The following is a 14,664-nucleotide window of genomic DNA, read 5'->3' on the forward strand; positions in this document are numbered from 1 at the left end:
AAGACCATGAACCTGAACGAACTGCTAAACAGCATCGAAACCGTGGAAGTTACCGGAGACACATCTTGTGATATCACCGGCGTCGTCTATGACTCGCGCCGCGCTTTGCCGGGTTCTGTTTTTGTGGCGCTGCACGGCGAGAAAGCAGACGGTGCCGCCTATGTGGAGGATGCCATTCAGCGCGGTGCGGCAGCGGTTATTTCTCAGACGCCCTGCGCCTCCGGTGGAAGTTTTCCGTGCATTCAGGTTGCTGATGCGCGGCTGGCTCTGGCCCGGCTGTCCGGTGCCTTTTTTAATCATCCGGCGTCCCGGCTTTGCACGGTCGGCATCACGGGAACCAACGGAAAGACGACGGTCAGCTTCATGCTGCGCGAAATTTTTAAAGCCGCCGGACGGCGTCCCGGCCTGCTCGGCACCGTGCGCTACGAAATCGGCGATCGCGTTATTCCCGCCTCGCGCACCACGCCGGAAGCCCCCGATCTTCAGTCTATGTTTGCGCAGATGGAACGCGCCGGATGCGACAGCGCGGTGATGGAAGTCTCTTCGCATGCTCTGGCTCAGCACCGGGTGGATGGAATTCTTTATGATGCGGCCATTTTTACAAACCTGACGCAGGATCATCTCGATTATCACGGTACGCTCGAAGAATATTTCAACGTCAAGGCCCGCCTGTTTAATCAGGTTCGGCGGTTCGCGGTCATCAACTGCGACGATCCGTGGGGCCGCCGCCTGCTCAGCGAGAAAAAGTTTCTGGCCGGACTGGTTTCGTACGGATTTGCCGAAGGCGCCGTCGTGCGCGCCCTTAACCCGGTTACCGATGCCCGCGGATCGCGGATGCACGTTCAAAGCCCGTGGGGTAATGCCGAAATCAGTTTGAGTCTCATCGGACGGTTCAACCTGTATAACGCGCTGGCCGCTTTTGCTGCCGCCGCCGCTTTGGACATACCGATTGTTATTATTACCAAAGCGCTGGCCGAAATGCAGTGTGTGCCCGGTCGGCTTGAAGCCGTTGAAAACCATAAAGGGAAGAGGGTCTTTGTGGATTACGCGCACACCGACGACGCTCTGCTCAACGTTCTCGAAACTTTGCGCGAAATCACGCCCGGCAAACTGGTCGTTGTCTTTGGCTGCGGCGGTAATCGCGATAAAGGCAAGCGCCCGCTGATGGGCAAGGTCGCCGCGCGGCTGGCCGATTATTCCGTCATCACGAACGACAATCCGCGCAACGAGGTTCCTGAAAAAATCGCCGCCGAAATCGCCGCCGGATTTGATTCCGAACGGAAATACGAAATCGTCCTCGACCGCAAGGCCGCCATTGCGCGCGGCCTGAAGCTGATCGGCAGGAAAGATATCCTTCTTGTCGCGGGCAAGGGCCACGAGAACTATCAGGAATTTAACGGCGCGATTTTTCCTTTCGACGACCGTGAAGCCGTTCGGGAGGCACTCTGATGGAGCAGGTAAAATACAGCGCGGCGGAATGCGCCGCATGGGTTTCCGGCGACTGGAAAAAATCAGCAACCAATTTTCCGATCCGTGGAATTTCCCACGACACGCGCACCTTGACGCCGGGCGACGTGTATATTGCCATCAAAGGCGCGACGCATGACGGGCACAACTTTGTTACGCAGGCGGCGGAAAAGGGTGCGGCGGGAATCATTGTTGAAAAGGAATTTCCAAACGTTGAAATTCCTCAGATGGTCGTTTCCGATACGATGGCCGCGCTGTGGGCGCTGGCCGCCGGAGTACGCAGTCGCTGGGCCGGCACGGTGATCGGCATTACCGGCAGCGTTGGTAAAACCACCGTCAAAGAACTGATCGCCTCTGTGCTGGCACAAAAGGGAACGGTCGCTAAAACGCTTGGCAACTGGAACAACGATATCGGCCTGCCGCTCAGTATGCTGGCCGCCGACCGCAATGCGGATTTTTTCGTTTTTGAACTCGGCATGAACCATCCCGGAGAAATTGCCCCGCTTGCCGGCCTGCTCAAGCCGGACTGGGCCGTCATTACAGAAATCGGGAAAGCGCATATTGAGTTTTTTCAGGGACTGGATGGCATTGCGGAAGAGAAAGCCTCGCTGCTGGCTTATGCCGATAACGCACTGCTCGACGAAACGTCGGAATGGGTTGAGCTGTTCCGGTCAAAATGCAAAGGCCGTATCGTTACGTTCGGCAGCGAACCTTTCACCTTCATTCCGCCGCTGCCGGGCGAACACATGATCCGCAATTCCCGTCGTGCGGCGGCTCTCGGTCTTGCGCTGGGACTTTCGCCGGAAGCGATTCAGACCGGACTGTCTTCTTTCCAGTCTGCGCCGATGCGCTGGGAGCGGACGTTGCATAACGGAATTGTTTTCATCAACGACGCCTACAACGCCAATCCGCTTTCCATGCGTGCGGCGCTTGCAACCTTTGCGCAATTACCGTGCGAAGGGCGGCGGTTTGCCGTGCTCGGCGGCATGCGTGAACTCGGCGTACAAGGCGAAGCCGAACACCGGGAGCTGGGACAGTTCGTGGATGCGCTGAAACTCGATAGCGTTATTACGATCGGAGCGGCCGGCGCGCAGATTGGTTGCGACAGTATCGCCGGTCTCGAAAAAACTGCGGCGGCGGACATTCTGCGTACTCATCTTCGTGCCGGTGACATGGTGCTTTTCAAAGCGTCGCGCGGCGAGCGGCTCGAAACTGTTTTAGAGGAATTAAAAACAAAAATTTAACCTGGAGGAAGATACTATGCTTTACTGGCTGTCTCAGTTTACCGATGTGTTTTCGCCCTTGCGCATGTTCCGCTATATCACCTTCCGAGCCGTGCTGGCCGCCGGAACCGCCTTTATTCTTTGTCTGATCATCGGCCCGTGGCTGATCGAAAAACTGCGCGTGGTCAAATTCGGCGAACTGCGCGAAGACGACCGGGTGGCCGGTCTGGAACGTAAAGCCAAGGTCGGCACGCCGACCATGGGCGGGCTGATGATTATTTTCAGCACGGTCGCCGCAACGGTGCTGTGGGCCGAGCCGGGTAATTTTTTCATGCTTTGTGCGCTGACCACCTTCTGTTTTCTCGGCGTGCTCGGATTTATTGACGACTACCTGAAGATTAAACGGAAAGGTGCACAGGGCGGGTTGTCTCCGCGTGTAAAACTGGTGGCTCAGGCGGTCTGGACGGTACTGCTGATGTTTGCGCTCTGCTCGAATCCGGAAACCTGTGTGCGCACCCAGCAGCTCATGGTTCCGTTCCTTAAACATCCGTTAATTTTATCCATGGGTTGTTTCGGTACACTGGCGTTTCTGTTTCTTGTGCTGGTCGGTTCTTCCAATGCGGTGAATCTGACAGACGGACTCGACGGACTGGCGATCGGCTGTACCAACTCGGCGGCGGCGGCCTATTTGGTGATGGCCTATGTGGCCGGGCACTTTGCTTTTGCCGAATACCTGCAGGTTCCGTTTGTAAAAGGCTGCGGCGAACTGGCCGTTTTTTGCGGCGCACTGCTCGGCGCGGGACTCGGCTTTTTGTGGTTTAACTGCCATCCGGCCCGCGTGTTTATGGGCGACACCGGCAGTCTGGCTATTGGCGGCGGCATTGCGGCGGTCGCCATTCTGATTAAACAGGAACTGGTGCTCGTCATCGTCGGCGGCGTATTCGTCATGGAAGCAGCCAGCGTGCTGATTCAGCAGAGCTGGTTCAAAATCACGAAACGAATGTACGGCGAAGGACGGCGCGTTTTCCGCTGTGCACCGCTTCATCATCATTTTGAATTCATCGCCAGAGACCGTGCGGCGGCGGCAGGCCGTTCCGTCGGCGCGGCGGAAAATATGATCACCATCCGCTTTTGGATTCTCTCCATCATTTTTGCGCTGATCGGCATCGCAACGCTGAAAATACGGTAGGATTGAAGATCACTTTTTACTGGAGAGGGCTTCCACATTAGACTTCCCGCCACCTGAGACAGCTGATTGCGCGGCGGCGGTGTGCCGCATTGACGAACCGGTGCGGTTGGGTATACTCCCGCGCAGTAAACACGAAAGGGCGCAGCAATGAAGATAAAATTTCTTATGGCGGTTTTTTTCATTACGGCGGCGACGCTTTGGGCTTCAGATGTGACAGGCGGCAAAGAGGTCGCCATTAAAGGTACGTTTGTTTGGGAAAAAAAGCCGGAGACGACCCACGGGCTTGATGCCAAGCTGACGCCCGTCGGGCCGAATGAGTGGAGCGTGACCTGGAACTTTCAGTGGGGCAATAAACCTGTGACGTATGTTGGCATCGTGAAGGGCAATCTGCTCGACGGCGAAGTCACCGGCACCGCCAATACCACCGAAGGGAAGGAGCGCTCGTTTGCTTTCGAAGGTACGGCGAAGGATGGTGTCATTAAGATGACGCACTGCGAAACCACCAGAGGTAAAAAAGACACCGGCTACGGCGAATTGCGCGTGGTGAATTGATCGGCTATCTGTCCGCAAATCGTTCCGCGCAAGGAAGTTCATTCCTTTTGCCCTCGTGCCTTTCCCCACGTTTGTTTTTCCAAACCTTGGAAATTGACCTCACCATAGGCGTACCGTATTCTGTGCCGCTTTTAGATTTCTAATAAACAGGAGAATTTTGATGAAAGTTACTGTAAAAAACACCGGAACCTGCCGCCAGACGCTGAAAATCGAGGTGCCTGCCGAGGCTGTGGCCGCCGAGCGCGCCGAACTGTTGAACTATTACGCCAAGGGCGTGGCCGTGCCGGGTTTCCGTAAAGGTCATGCGCCTAAGGCGCTGGTGGAAAAGAAGTTTGCCAAGGATATGGCCGCCGATCTCAAGGATCGCGTGGTGCCGAAGTTTTACCACGAAGCCATCGAACAGGAAAAAGTCAAAGTGGTGGCGGTGGTGGATGTCAGTGAGCCGGAACTGGTCGAAGGCAAGCCGCTGAAGTTTGAAGTGACGGTTGACGTTCTGCCGGAATTTAAACTGCCGAAGTACGAAGGCATTTCCATTAAGGCCGAGAAGACCGACGTTTCCGAAAAACAGGTCGAAGAAACCGTGCAGAGCATTCTCCGTCAGCACGCGACCTATGAAGATATCGAAGGCCGCGCCGCCAAAGAAAAAGATATGGTGCAGGTTTCCTACGAATCCACTATCGGCGGTCAGCCGCTGGAAGAAAAAGTTCCACAGGCGCGCGGCATGGGCCGCGGTAACGGCTACTGGATCACCTGCGACGAAGAGTCATTCCTGCCCGGCATGGGCAAGGCGTTGGTCGGCTCGAAGATCGGCGATAAGAAAGATGTCACCGTTAAATTCCCGGAAGGTTTTATTGTCAAGGAACTGGCTGGCATGAAGGCCGAGTTCAAGGTCGAAGTCACCGGTATGCGCGAAACCAAACTGCCGGAACTTAACGAAGAATTTTTGAAGAAGATCCGCGTGGAGTCCGAAGCGGAACTGCGCAAGAACATCCGCGAGCACATGGAAGAAGCGGCGAAGAATAAAGAAAAAGGCCGCCAGCAGGACGAGGTCTGCGAATTCCTCCTCGGCAAAACCAAGCTCGACGTGCCGGAAAGCGCCGTGAAGGAACAGACTCGCAACGTGATGTACGATATGGCCCGCCAGCGCATGATGAGCGGCATGAATCAGGATCAGATCAAAGCCCAGCAGGAAGACATGATGAAAGAGGCTAAAGAAAAAGCCGAAGAGCAGGTCAAGCTGCGCTACATCATCATGGCGATTGCCGACGCGGAAGAGATCAAAGTTGACGATCATGAAATTTCCGCCGAAGTGGTTCGTATGGCCGTTCAACAGCGCCGCGATGCCGCTGAATTTCGCAAGGAACTGGAAAAGAACGGTCATCTGGAATCCGTCGGCGATCAGATCCGTTTCGGAAAAACCGTTGAGTTCCTGCTCGAAAAAGCCAAAATCAAGTAGGTTATCGGTTAACGGGGCCCACGGCCCCTGAAAGGGCGCACATGCTTATTCCAATGGTGATTGAACAGACGGGGCGCGGCGAGCGGTCCTATGACATTTATTCGCGTCTGCTGAAAGAGCGGATCATTTTCCTCGGCACCGAGATCAATGATGACGTGAGTAATCTCGTCATCGCGCAGTTGCTGTTTTTACAGAGCGAAGATGCCGAGAAAGACATCAGCATCTACATCAACTCGCCCGGCGGTGTCGTCACCTCCGGCATGGCGATTTACGACACGATGCAATTCCTGAAGTGCCCGATCACGACCTATTGCGTCGGCCAAGCCGCCAGCATGGGCGCGGTTCTGCTGTCCGCAGGCACCAAAGGCAAACGTTTCGCACTGCCGAATGCCCGCATCATGATCCATCAGCCGCTCGGCGGATCGCAGGGTCAGGCAACTGATATTGAAATCCAGACCAAAGAAATTCTCCGCATGAAAAAGCGGCTGAATGAAATTCTGGCGTTCCATACCGGACAGCCGATCAAGACGATCGAAAAAGACACCGACCGAGACTTTTTCATGTCCGCCGCCGAAGCCGTCAAATACGGCCTTGTCGACGAAGTCGTCACCAAAAAGATGTAACCGGAATCAGGTTTTATGAATAACACCAAGCGGCCCCCAAAGCCTGTCTGCTCCTTTTGCGGAAAACCAGAAAAAGCCGCCCGCCATCTGATTGCCGGGCCGGACGGCATTTGTATTTGCGATGAGTGCGTCGAACTTTGCGATGCCATGGTCAAACAGCAGGGACAGCGCGGCAAAGCGGATGCGTCGTCCGAAGCCGTCAAAGTGCTCAAGCCGCACGAAATCAAAGCGCGGCTCGACGAATACGTCATCGGACAGGAACACGCCAAGAAGGTTCTCTCGGTTGCCGTTCACAATCATTACAAACGGATGACGGATACGTCGTCCAAAGACGACGGCGTTGAACTCGAAAAGAGCAACGTCCTGCTGGTCGGCCCGACCGGCAGCGGCAAAACCCTGCTGGCTAAAACGCTGGCGCGCATGCTGGATGTGCCGTACGCCATCACCGATGCGACCACCGTTACCGAAGCCGGTTACGTCGGTGAAGACGTGGAAAGCATTCTGTTGGCGCTGCTGCAGAACGCCAACTACGACGTCAAACGCGCCGAGCGCGGCATCGTTTACATCGACGAGATCGATAAAATTTCCCGCAAGACCGACAACGTTTCCATTACCCGCGACGTTTCCGGCGAAGGCGTTCAGCAGGCTTTGCTGAAAATTATCGAAGGCACCATTGCCAGCATTCCGCCGAAGGGCGGACGCAAACATCCGCAGGAGGAATACATTAAGCTCAACACGAGCAATATCCTCTTCATCTGCGGTGGCGCATTCGTCGGCCTCGACGACATCATCAAACGCCGCACCGATAAAAAGGTGCTCGGCTTCGGCGCAATTAATGAACAGGTTTCCGAAGACTGGAAGCCGGAGACGATGAACGTCGAGCCGGAAGACCTGCTCAAGTACGGACTGATTCCGGAATTTATCGGCCGTTTGCCGCTGGTGGTTCAGCTTCAGGAACTTTCCGAAGACGATCTCGTTCACATTCTGACTCAGCCGAAAAACTCGATGGTCAAGCAGTACAAAAAACTGCTCGCCATGGATGGCGTGGAACTGGAATTCGACGACGATGCCTTACGGGCACTAGCGAAGATGGCGCTGAAACGAAAGACCGGTGCCCGTGGACTGCGCGCCATCCTTGAACACCTGATGCTCGACGTCATGTACGAAGTGCCGCAGCGCAAAGACATCACCAACTGCCGCATTACCAAAGATGTTGTCGAAGGACGCGCCCATCCGATCGAACTCGGTGATCTAAAGAAGAAGTCAGCCTAGCGGCTGACTTCTTTGTTATTGGTTATTCGAGATTGGTTATTTGGAAAACGTAGACGCGACGCCCTCGTCGCGTTTTTAATGTCTCGTGTGAGTCTAAAAGAAGAAAGCGGTGTCGCGTAAACTTGCCACCGCACTCCAAAATTTTTGCTTTAGAATTCTCCGAGGAAGCGGACTTCGCGGACGAGGGTGATATCGAATTTGTTTTTGACGGCGCGCGCCATTTTTTCGGAAAGCTCCCAGACGTCCTGCGCGGTACAGCCGGGGTCGGCGACGATGATGTTGGCGTGCTTTTCGTAGAGCCGCGCGCCGCCGACGCGAAACAAATGCGCGCCAGCTTCCTGTAAAAAGAATCCGGCGGCTTTGCGCCGTTCGACTGCTGAGGTCGGTTCGATATTGCGGAACACGCTTCCGGCGCAGGGTTCTTTGTGCCAGTCGGGGTGATGGTCTTTCCGGAATTGCATAATCCGGTCGCGCTCGGCCTGCATGATTTCCTTCTTCTCTATCGGAAGTTCAAACGTCGCGGAAAGAACGATCTCGCCGGTTTCTTTCAGCTTGGAGTGGCGGTAGGCAAATTCCAAATCCGCTTTCGCGGCGGTTCGTGTGCGTCCGTCCAATCCGAGGATTTCGGCGGAAATTAAGTGGTCGCCCATCTGCCGTCCGAAGGCTCCGGCGTTGCCGGCGATGCCGCCGCCGACGGTACCGGGAATTCCGGAGCAGTAGGAGAGGTCGCCGGATTCGTTTTCGATGGTGAAGACCGCCAGATCGTCGAGCAGGGTGTCGCCGGAAACGGTTACGCGCTTGCCGTCCGCGGTGATGGTCGGCGTTTCCGAACAGAACCGGATGACGGCTTGATCAATTCCTTTGTCCGAAACGACGAGGTTGGCGCCCTGACCGATCACGAGAAACGGCTGGCCGGTTTTGTTGAGCCGTTGAATGATGGCGGGGAGTTGCGCGGCGGCGGCGCCTTCGATTAACAGCGGGCAGGGGCCGCCGACCCGGAAGGTGGTGATGTCGCGGAGCAGGGCGTTTTCAGTGACGCGCAGTTGCGGGAAAAGAGTTTGAATTTCGGATACCAATTTCATCGCGGTGCACTATGATTTGTTTCCAATGTTTGTAAAAGCACAGATTTTGATTGCCGTCATTCTGGTCTCCGGAACGCTTTTTGCCGGACTGCCGGAGCCCGCAACGCCGGTTGCGGAGATTGTTTTCGTGGCACTCGATACCGAAACTACCGGCTTCAGTCCGAAGAATGACCGGCTGATTGAAATCGGCGCGGTGCGCTTTCGCGGTAACGGCGAAATTCTGGCGGTCACCAACTGGATGATTAATCCGGGAATGCCGATTCGCCCGCAGGCCACGGAAGTGAATGGAATTACCGATGCGATGGTAGCCGGTGCGCCGCCGTTTTCGGCGGTTTGTCCGGAGTTTGTTTCATTCTGCGACGGCAGTGTTTTATTGGCGCACAACGCGACGTTTGATGTCGGGTTTCTCCGAGCCGGGTTTGCGCGCGCCGGAGTTTCCGCGCCGGAACTGCCGATACTCGATACACTGCCGCTGTTCCGCGTCTGGTTTCCGCAGGCGAAAAGTTTCGCGCTCGAACCGCTTGCTCAATATCTCGGCTTGCAGAATGAGATGTGGCACCGCGCCGGTGCCGATTCATTTCACCTGATTGATATTTTTAAAATTGGTGTAACGGCTCGTCCGGAGCTGAAGTTTCAGGAGCTGGAGCGCGGCGCGGGCGGAATCAAGTTGCTGAATGAAAGGCGGAATTGATGCAGACGATTACTTCGAAGGACAACCCGAAGCTCAAGGCGGTACGTGCGCTGGTGCGTTCTAAGAAAGACCGGCAGGAAGCCTCCGCGTTTGTGATGGAAGGCGTCCGTTCACTCAGCGCACTGAGCGACGGTTCCGCGCTTCCTCAGTACCGGCTTAGAGAAATCTGGGTTGCTTCCGATGCGGTTGAGCTGGCGAAGGATTTTGCGGTACCGGTTTATGCCGTTGAGCCTGCCGTGATGGAACAGCTTTCCGACTGCCAGACTTCGCAGGGAATTCTCGGTGTGGTGCAGTACACACAGGAGCCGCTGACGATTCTTCCGGAGAAGGGAAACTATCTGCTGGTTGACGGACTGACCGATCCCGGCAACCTCGGCACATTGATCCGCTCGGCGGTTGCTTTCGGTTTTTCCGGCGTTTTTCTGCATGGCGACACGGTGGAGGTGTTTAACCCGAAAACGGTTCGGGCAACGATGGGCGCTCTGCCGTTTGCCAATGTCTGGAAGACCGATGAAACGGTTTTCCAGACTCTGGAACAATCGGGCTACGATTTGATTTCGACGGTTATTCACGGCGGCGAAAATCTGCATACCATGAAGCTCGGACCGAAAAATGTACTGGTGATCGGCAATGAGGCGCACGGCGTTTCGGCGGCGGTTCAGCAGCGGGCGACAAGGAGCCTTTCGATTCCAATGTCCGGGAATGTTGAATCCCTCAATGCCGCAGTCGCCGGATCGATTTGCATGGTTGCAATCAGCGGTTGATTGTTCCCTATGGTTCTGTTACTCATGTCCGCTTCATGAATCTACCGTGCACTCTTCGCCGCAGGTTTTTTGTGTCCAGCATCCTGATCTTCGGGTGCACGCTATTTTTTTTAAACGGCACGGCCACCGCGCAGGAGCCGGAAGCAATCCCGATTTCCGAGCAGTCAACCAGTGCATTGCTGGGAACGGTTCGTGACTTGCTGGAGAAAGTGCAGTCGGAGCAGGCGATTCCTTATCTTCAGGAAATTCTAGTCCGGCTTGACGGGTTGACCGATGCGTCCACCGTCAACACCCGCGCAACCTGTATGTATCATTTGGGGATGTGTTACCTCCAAATGCAAAAATTTCCGGAAGCGGTGGAGCTGTTTAAGACGTTTGTTCAGACCTACCCGGATGATAAAGCGGCGCTGATGGCGCGCTTCCTGATTCTGGAAGCCTACGCATGGCAGTCCGATACCCGCCCGATGAAGGACTACATCGAACAGTTGAAGGCCAGCGGTGAGATGGATCGCCTGCTGTCTGTTTTCTCCGATTCGAAAAATTCAGATACGTACCGGCATGCGGCATTATTGCTGGTCACAGCGTATGCCCGTTCCGCCGATCTGGAAAATGTTCAGCGGTTTCTTCCCTATTGCGACACACCGGCCCGCAGTGATGTCGGATTGAATGTCGCGCTGATGGAAGGCGGAGACCTTGTATTTGAGCAGAAGGATTATATTCACGCGCTGGAACTGTACCGTATGGTGCAGTTGAGCGGAGAGCTGAAGGTCGCGTATGACCAGCGGCTGAAGGCGCTGAAAGATGAACTGTCCAAACCGCCGCCGTGGGTTCCGCTGGCTCAGCGCGAGGCGCAGAAGGCCGGGCGGGAAGATGATCAGGTGCGCTATGAACAAATGCTGAAAGAGCGGCAGGAACTCGATGTGCGGAATTATGATCTGGAACTGATGATCCGTATGGCGCGGTGCTACGAGGCGATGGACCGCAACTGGCCGGCCTATTTGATCTTTAAGCATATTTATGCCGGGTTCCCGGAAAATCCGCTGGCGGAACAGTGCCGGTATTTTGCATTCCAGTCGCTGATTTCTCTGAAGGAACAGGAGGTGGCCAAGGCGGAAGGGTACGCCTGCATGAAACTTTACCCGCAGGGAATTTTCCATGATGAGTTGACGCTGAGTCTGATGAATCTGCATCTGGCAATGAATGAGGCGGATAAGGCGGAGACTCTCGGAAAGGAACTGCTGGCACAGCAACCGCCGCACCGTTTCGCCGATCAGGTGAGCTATCTGCTGGGCTATGTCAAATTTGAACAGCAGAACTATGAAGCGGCGCTCGAACTTTTTTCTAATGCGGCGGAAAAGTGGCCGTCCGGCGTTTATGCGCAGGAATCAGTTTACTGGACCGGTATGTGCAATCTTTTTCTGGAGCGGTTCGACGAGGCGATCGCCGTATTCGAAGGCTATCTGAATAATCCGGTCTGGGAGAAAAAAGAGTTTGCCGAAGATGCAATGTACCGGCTCGGCATGGCTTTCCGCGGTAAAGGCGATGCCGCGGAATCTGAAAAGACATTCCGCCGGTTTCTGGTGCAGTTCCCCGAAAGCAATTTGCGTTCGGATGTTTTGAGTCTGACGGGCGATCTGCGCGGAGCGGGCGGCGATTTAAACGCGGAACTCGACTATTACCGGCAGGCGAGGGACTGTGCTGTCGGTACAGAACAGAAAACCCGTGCCGTGGTTCAGATGGCGCAGGTGTACACGTTGCAGAAAAATTACGCCGGAGTTATTGCTTTGATGGAAGAATACCTTGCGACAGCGGACAGCAAGGGCGACTTCGCCGGAGCCGGTCGCTGGATGATCGAATCCTGCAAAACTCCGGATGACTGCGATAAGACTCTGGATGCTTGCGGAAAAATTTTTGCCAAGTACGGAAACGACCCTCAACTCGAAAGCGTTGATCTGCTGATCGAAGCCTTGGCGAACGAAAAACCGGACGTGAAGCGGGATGGTGCATTCGCCAAACGGATGAAGTCCCGTCTGGCGGGTGACCGGGAAGCGGCCTGTCGTGACAATGCAAAGAAGACGCTTTGTTTGCGGATGAACGCACTGTTTGCAGGTGCCAGTGAAGGTTCGGACCGGGAAGTATATGTGAACGCCATTCTGGGCGAAAAGGATATGACTGCGTTTTCGCCGTTTTTACTGCTGCTGTTTGCCAGAGAGTCCGCCGCGCGCTCTGACATGGATCGGGTGCAGGCCGCCTACGGGCAGTTCCGGCACGCGTTCTTTTCGTCTGAGCTGATGCCGGACATGGCGAATATCGAGACCTCCGTGCTGTTGAGTGCCGGCAGATATGAAGAGGCGCTGAAGATGGCGCAGGAAAATCTGCAAAAGGTTTCCGGTAATCCGAAAGAGGGGCTGACTCAGAAGCTGGCGGCCGATGCGCTCCGGCTGATGAAGGATTATGACGGAGCGGTTGAGCAGTATAACCGGTTCCTGCCGGTTCGCGAATGGCGCGGCCCGCTGACGCCGCAAGTGATTTACTGGATCGGAATATGCCGCTACGAACAGGGGCGGTTTGAGGAAGCGTTCGCATTTTTTCAGCGGGTATATGTGCTTTATGGAGGACACACGGAGTGGACTTCCAAAGCCTACGAAGGCAGTGCGAACTGTCTGCGGAAACTCGGACGCCAGCCGGAGCTGATTAAAACCTTGAAGGAGATGGTCAGCAATGCGGAGGTCGCCGCGACACCTGAAGGCCGCCGTGCGCAGGCTGAGCTGGAGGCAAGCCGGTGAAAATTTCAAAACTCATTTTTCTGATGCTTCTGGTCTGCCATGCAGCCTTTGCCAAAGTGAAGGTGACGCTTCAGAGCGGTACGGTACGCACGATGGATTCGCTGGTCGTGAAAGATGGCCGTCTTCTTCTGTCGGCAGAAAACGTGCAGGTTCCCGTTGTGCAGGTCGTCTCGGCAGAATTTACTTTCGACGGATTTTCAACCGGACAGTGCCGGGAACTTCTGGATCGGGGTGACGCCGACGGCGTTATCAAAAAGATTGCGGATGCGGGAACTTCATTGCTGGCCGCCGTATCTATGAAGGGAAATGCTCCGGAGTGGCTTCGCTTGCTGAGCCGGGCGCAGTTTCATAGCGGTGATTACGCTGCGGCCATCGCAACGATGCAGACTCTCCGCCAGACCGGTAACCTGTCCGCTGAAGAATTCGCACCGTATGAAATTATTTCACTGATTGAGGCGAACCGCATTGCCGAGGCGGCAAAGATGTTCGATGCTGCGAAGATGTCGGACAAGGCGGCGGCGGAGTTTATTCTCGCCCGGCTGTCGGCCTCCCGTTCGGATTATAAGGAGGCGTTGCAGCATTTGGCCCGTCTGCAGATCTTTTATTACCGCGAAAAAGAATGGATGCCGTGCGCCCTGTTTTACGAAGGGCTGGTGTCTAAACAGGCTGAACTGCCAACGGCATCTGCGGCAGCGGTTCAGGAATTGGAAACACTTTATCCGGCCAGTCGCTGGTGCCGGATAGCAAAAGAGCAGTTGAAATAGATTTCGAAATAAAAAGAGGAGTCCGGTTATGAAAAAAATCCGTTTGAATGTATTCATTGTGGCGGCGGTTCTGTTGATGGCCGCCGGTTCTCTGGTTGAAGCCCGTGCTCAAAGCGGAACGGCAGCGGCCATTCAGGCGCAGAGCTCGGCCGCCGGAGTGAAGACCGTGACGTTTGCCGAAATGTGGCGGGTAGGCGGATGGTGTATGTGGCCGCTGGGACTTTGCTCGGTTGCTGCAATGTATTTTGTAATCCGTAATATCATCATGCTTCGCACAAAAAATCTTCTCCGGTCGGATCTGAAGTCCGAAATCGAAACGTTTCTCGCCCGCCGTGATCTGAAAGGTGTGCGCGAAGTTTGTCAGAACAACCCCAGTCTGATGACCTCGGTGCTCGATGCCGGACTGGAGCGTATTTCGGAAAACGATTTTGATCCCGCGCATGTTATGGAAGCGATCGAGGAGGCCGGGAATGAACAGATGGTTACCTATATGAAGCCAATCAATTATCTTTCCATGATCGGCAGTGTTGCTCCGATGCTCGGGCTTCTGGGAACGGTTTCCGGGATGATTAAAGCCTTCGCGAATATCTCGGCCGGCGGAATGGGGAAACCGGAACTGCTGGCGGGTAACATTGGCGAAGCGCTGATTACCACGGCCGCCGGGCTGATTATTGCCATTCCCGCCATGACGGCCTATTTCATCTTCAAAAACAACTTTATCAAAAACATGTCCACGATGGGCCGGATGGTCGGGCACTTCATGAATGTCTATCGGAATTCCGTAAGCCGGTAAAA

General features: G+C 55.1%; 13 protein-coding genes. 12 read left to right on the forward strand and 1 reads right to left on the reverse strand.

Annotation, left to right across the window (positions count from 1 at the left end):
• Positions 1–6 precede the first annotated feature (6 nt).
• The 7 genes from HOO88_02700 (at position 7) to clpX (ending at position 7,782) form a co-directional block, all read left to right on the forward strand.
• Positions 7–1,449 (forward strand): UDP-N-acetylmuramoyl-L-alanyl-D-glutamate--2,6-diaminopimelate ligase, encoded by a 1,443-nt coding sequence (locus HOO88_02700; protein NOU35669.1) that lies wholly within the window; start codon positions 7–9, stop codon positions 1,447–1,449.
• Complete coding sequence (locus HOO88_02705) at positions 1,449–2,711, forward strand: hypothetical protein (protein ID NOU35670.1); 1,263 nt, start codon at positions 1,449–1,451, stop codon at positions 2,709–2,711. The genes HOO88_02700 and HOO88_02705 overlap by 1 nt, the downstream gene beginning before the upstream one ends.
• A 16-nt stretch (positions 2,712–2,727) precedes the next feature.
• The gene (gene mraY / locus HOO88_02710) at positions 2,728–3,879 is read left to right on the forward strand and encodes a phospho-N-acetylmuramoyl-pentapeptide-transferase (GenBank protein ID NOU35671.1); all 1,152 of its coding nucleotides are present in this window, start codon (positions 2,728–2,730) and stop codon (positions 3,877–3,879) included.
• Between the two features lie 147 nt (positions 3,880–4,026).
• Positions 4,027–4,431, forward strand: coding sequence for a hypothetical protein (locus tag HOO88_02715; GenBank protein ID NOU35672.1), 405 nt, complete (start codon positions 4,027–4,029; stop codon positions 4,429–4,431).
• A gap of 160 nt (positions 4,432–4,591) precedes the next feature.
• Positions 4,592–5,887: a trigger factor gene (gene tig / locus HOO88_02720; protein NOU35673.1), complete on the forward strand. Its 1,296-nt coding sequence runs from the start codon at positions 4,592–4,594 to the stop codon at positions 5,885–5,887.
• Between the two features lie 41 nt (positions 5,888–5,928).
• Positions 5,929–6,510: an ATP-dependent Clp endopeptidase proteolytic subunit ClpP gene (gene clpP / locus HOO88_02725; protein NOU35674.1), complete on the forward strand. Its 582-nt coding sequence runs from the start codon at positions 5,929–5,931 to the stop codon at positions 6,508–6,510.
• Positions 6,511–6,525: 15 nt separating this feature from the next.
• Positions 6,526–7,782, forward strand: coding sequence for an ATP-dependent Clp protease ATP-binding subunit ClpX (clpX, locus tag HOO88_02730; GenBank protein ID NOU35675.1), 1,257 nt, complete (start codon positions 6,526–6,528; stop codon positions 7,780–7,782).
• Positions 7,783–7,931: 149 nt separating this feature from the next.
• Here clpX and murB read toward each other — a convergent pair whose 3' ends face one another.
• A complete protein-coding gene (murB, locus tag HOO88_02735; protein NOU35676.1) occupies positions 7,932–8,864 on the reverse strand; it encodes a UDP-N-acetylmuramate dehydrogenase in 933 nt (310 codons plus the stop codon).
• A 25-nt stretch (positions 8,865–8,889) separates the two neighbouring features.
• On the opposite strand from murB, the gene HOO88_02740 reads away from it, so the two are divergent.
• The 5 genes from HOO88_02740 (at position 8,890) to HOO88_02760 (ending at position 14,662) form a co-directional block, all read left to right on the forward strand.
• Complete coding sequence (locus tag HOO88_02740) at positions 8,890–9,555, forward strand: 3'-5' exonuclease (protein ID NOU35677.1); 666 nt, start codon at positions 8,890–8,892, stop codon at positions 9,553–9,555.
• Positions 9,555–10,319 (forward strand): RNA methyltransferase, encoded by a 765-nt coding sequence (locus tag HOO88_02745; protein NOU35678.1) that lies wholly within the window; start codon positions 9,555–9,557, stop codon positions 10,317–10,319. Before HOO88_02740 ends, HOO88_02745 begins: the two co-directional genes overlap by 1 nt.
• A gap of 71 nt (positions 10,320–10,390) precedes the next feature.
• Entirely contained in the window at positions 10,391–13,105 is a 2,715-nt protein-coding gene (locus HOO88_02750; protein NOU35679.1) for a tetratricopeptide repeat protein, read from the forward strand.
• Positions 13,102–13,869 (forward strand): hypothetical protein, encoded by a 768-nt coding sequence (locus HOO88_02755; protein ID NOU35680.1) that lies wholly within the window; start codon positions 13,102–13,104, stop codon positions 13,867–13,869. The genes HOO88_02750 and HOO88_02755 overlap by 4 nt, the downstream gene beginning before the upstream one ends.
• Before the next feature lie 28 nt (positions 13,870–13,897).
• The gene (locus HOO88_02760; protein ID NOU35681.1) at positions 13,898–14,662 is read left to right on the forward strand and encodes a MotA/TolQ/ExbB proton channel family protein; all 765 of its coding nucleotides are present in this window, start codon (positions 13,898–13,900) and stop codon (positions 14,660–14,662) included.
• Positions 14,663–14,664 lie beyond the last annotated feature (2 nt).

This window comes from Kiritimatiellaceae bacterium (assembly GCA_013141415.1).
Lineage (GTDB): Bacteria > Verrucomicrobiota > Kiritimatiellia > Kiritimatiellales > Tichowtungiaceae > Tichowtungia.

What these genes read in the sequence shown, in the direction of transcription:
- HOO88_02700 (NOU35669.1), top strand. Translation starts at nt 7, where the DNA reads ATGAACCTGAACGAACTGCTAAACAGCATCGAAACCGTGGAAGTTACC.
- HOO88_02705 (NOU35670.1), top strand. Translation starts at nt 1,449, where the DNA reads ATGGAGCAGGTAAAATACAGCGCGGCGGAATGCGCCGCATGGGTTTCC.
- mraY (NOU35671.1), top strand. Translation starts at nt 2,728, where the DNA reads ATGCTTTACTGGCTGTCTCAGTTTACCGATGTGTTTTCGCCCTTGCGC.
- HOO88_02715 (NOU35672.1), top strand. Translation starts at nt 4,027, where the DNA reads ATGAAGATAAAATTTCTTATGGCGGTTTTTTTCATTACGGCGGCGACG.
- tig (NOU35673.1), top strand. Translation starts at nt 4,592, where the DNA reads ATGAAAGTTACTGTAAAAAACACCGGAACCTGCCGCCAGACGCTGAAA.
- clpP (NOU35674.1), top strand. Translation starts at nt 5,929, where the DNA reads ATGCTTATTCCAATGGTGATTGAACAGACGGGGCGCGGCGAGCGGTCC.
- clpX (NOU35675.1), top strand. Translation starts at nt 6,526, where the DNA reads ATGAATAACACCAAGCGGCCCCCAAAGCCTGTCTGCTCCTTTTGCGGA.
- murB (NOU35676.1), bottom strand. Translation starts at nt 8,864, where the DNA reads ATGAAATTGGTATCCGAAATTCAAACTCTTTTCCCGCAACTGCGCGTC.
- HOO88_02740 (NOU35677.1), top strand. Translation starts at nt 8,890, where the DNA reads ATGTTTGTAAAAGCACAGATTTTGATTGCCGTCATTCTGGTCTCCGGA.
- HOO88_02745 (NOU35678.1), top strand. Translation starts at nt 9,555, where the DNA reads ATGCAGACGATTACTTCGAAGGACAACCCGAAGCTCAAGGCGGTACGT.
- HOO88_02760 (NOU35681.1), top strand. Translation starts at nt 13,898, where the DNA reads ATGAAAAAAATCCGTTTGAATGTATTCATTGTGGCGGCGGTTCTGTTG.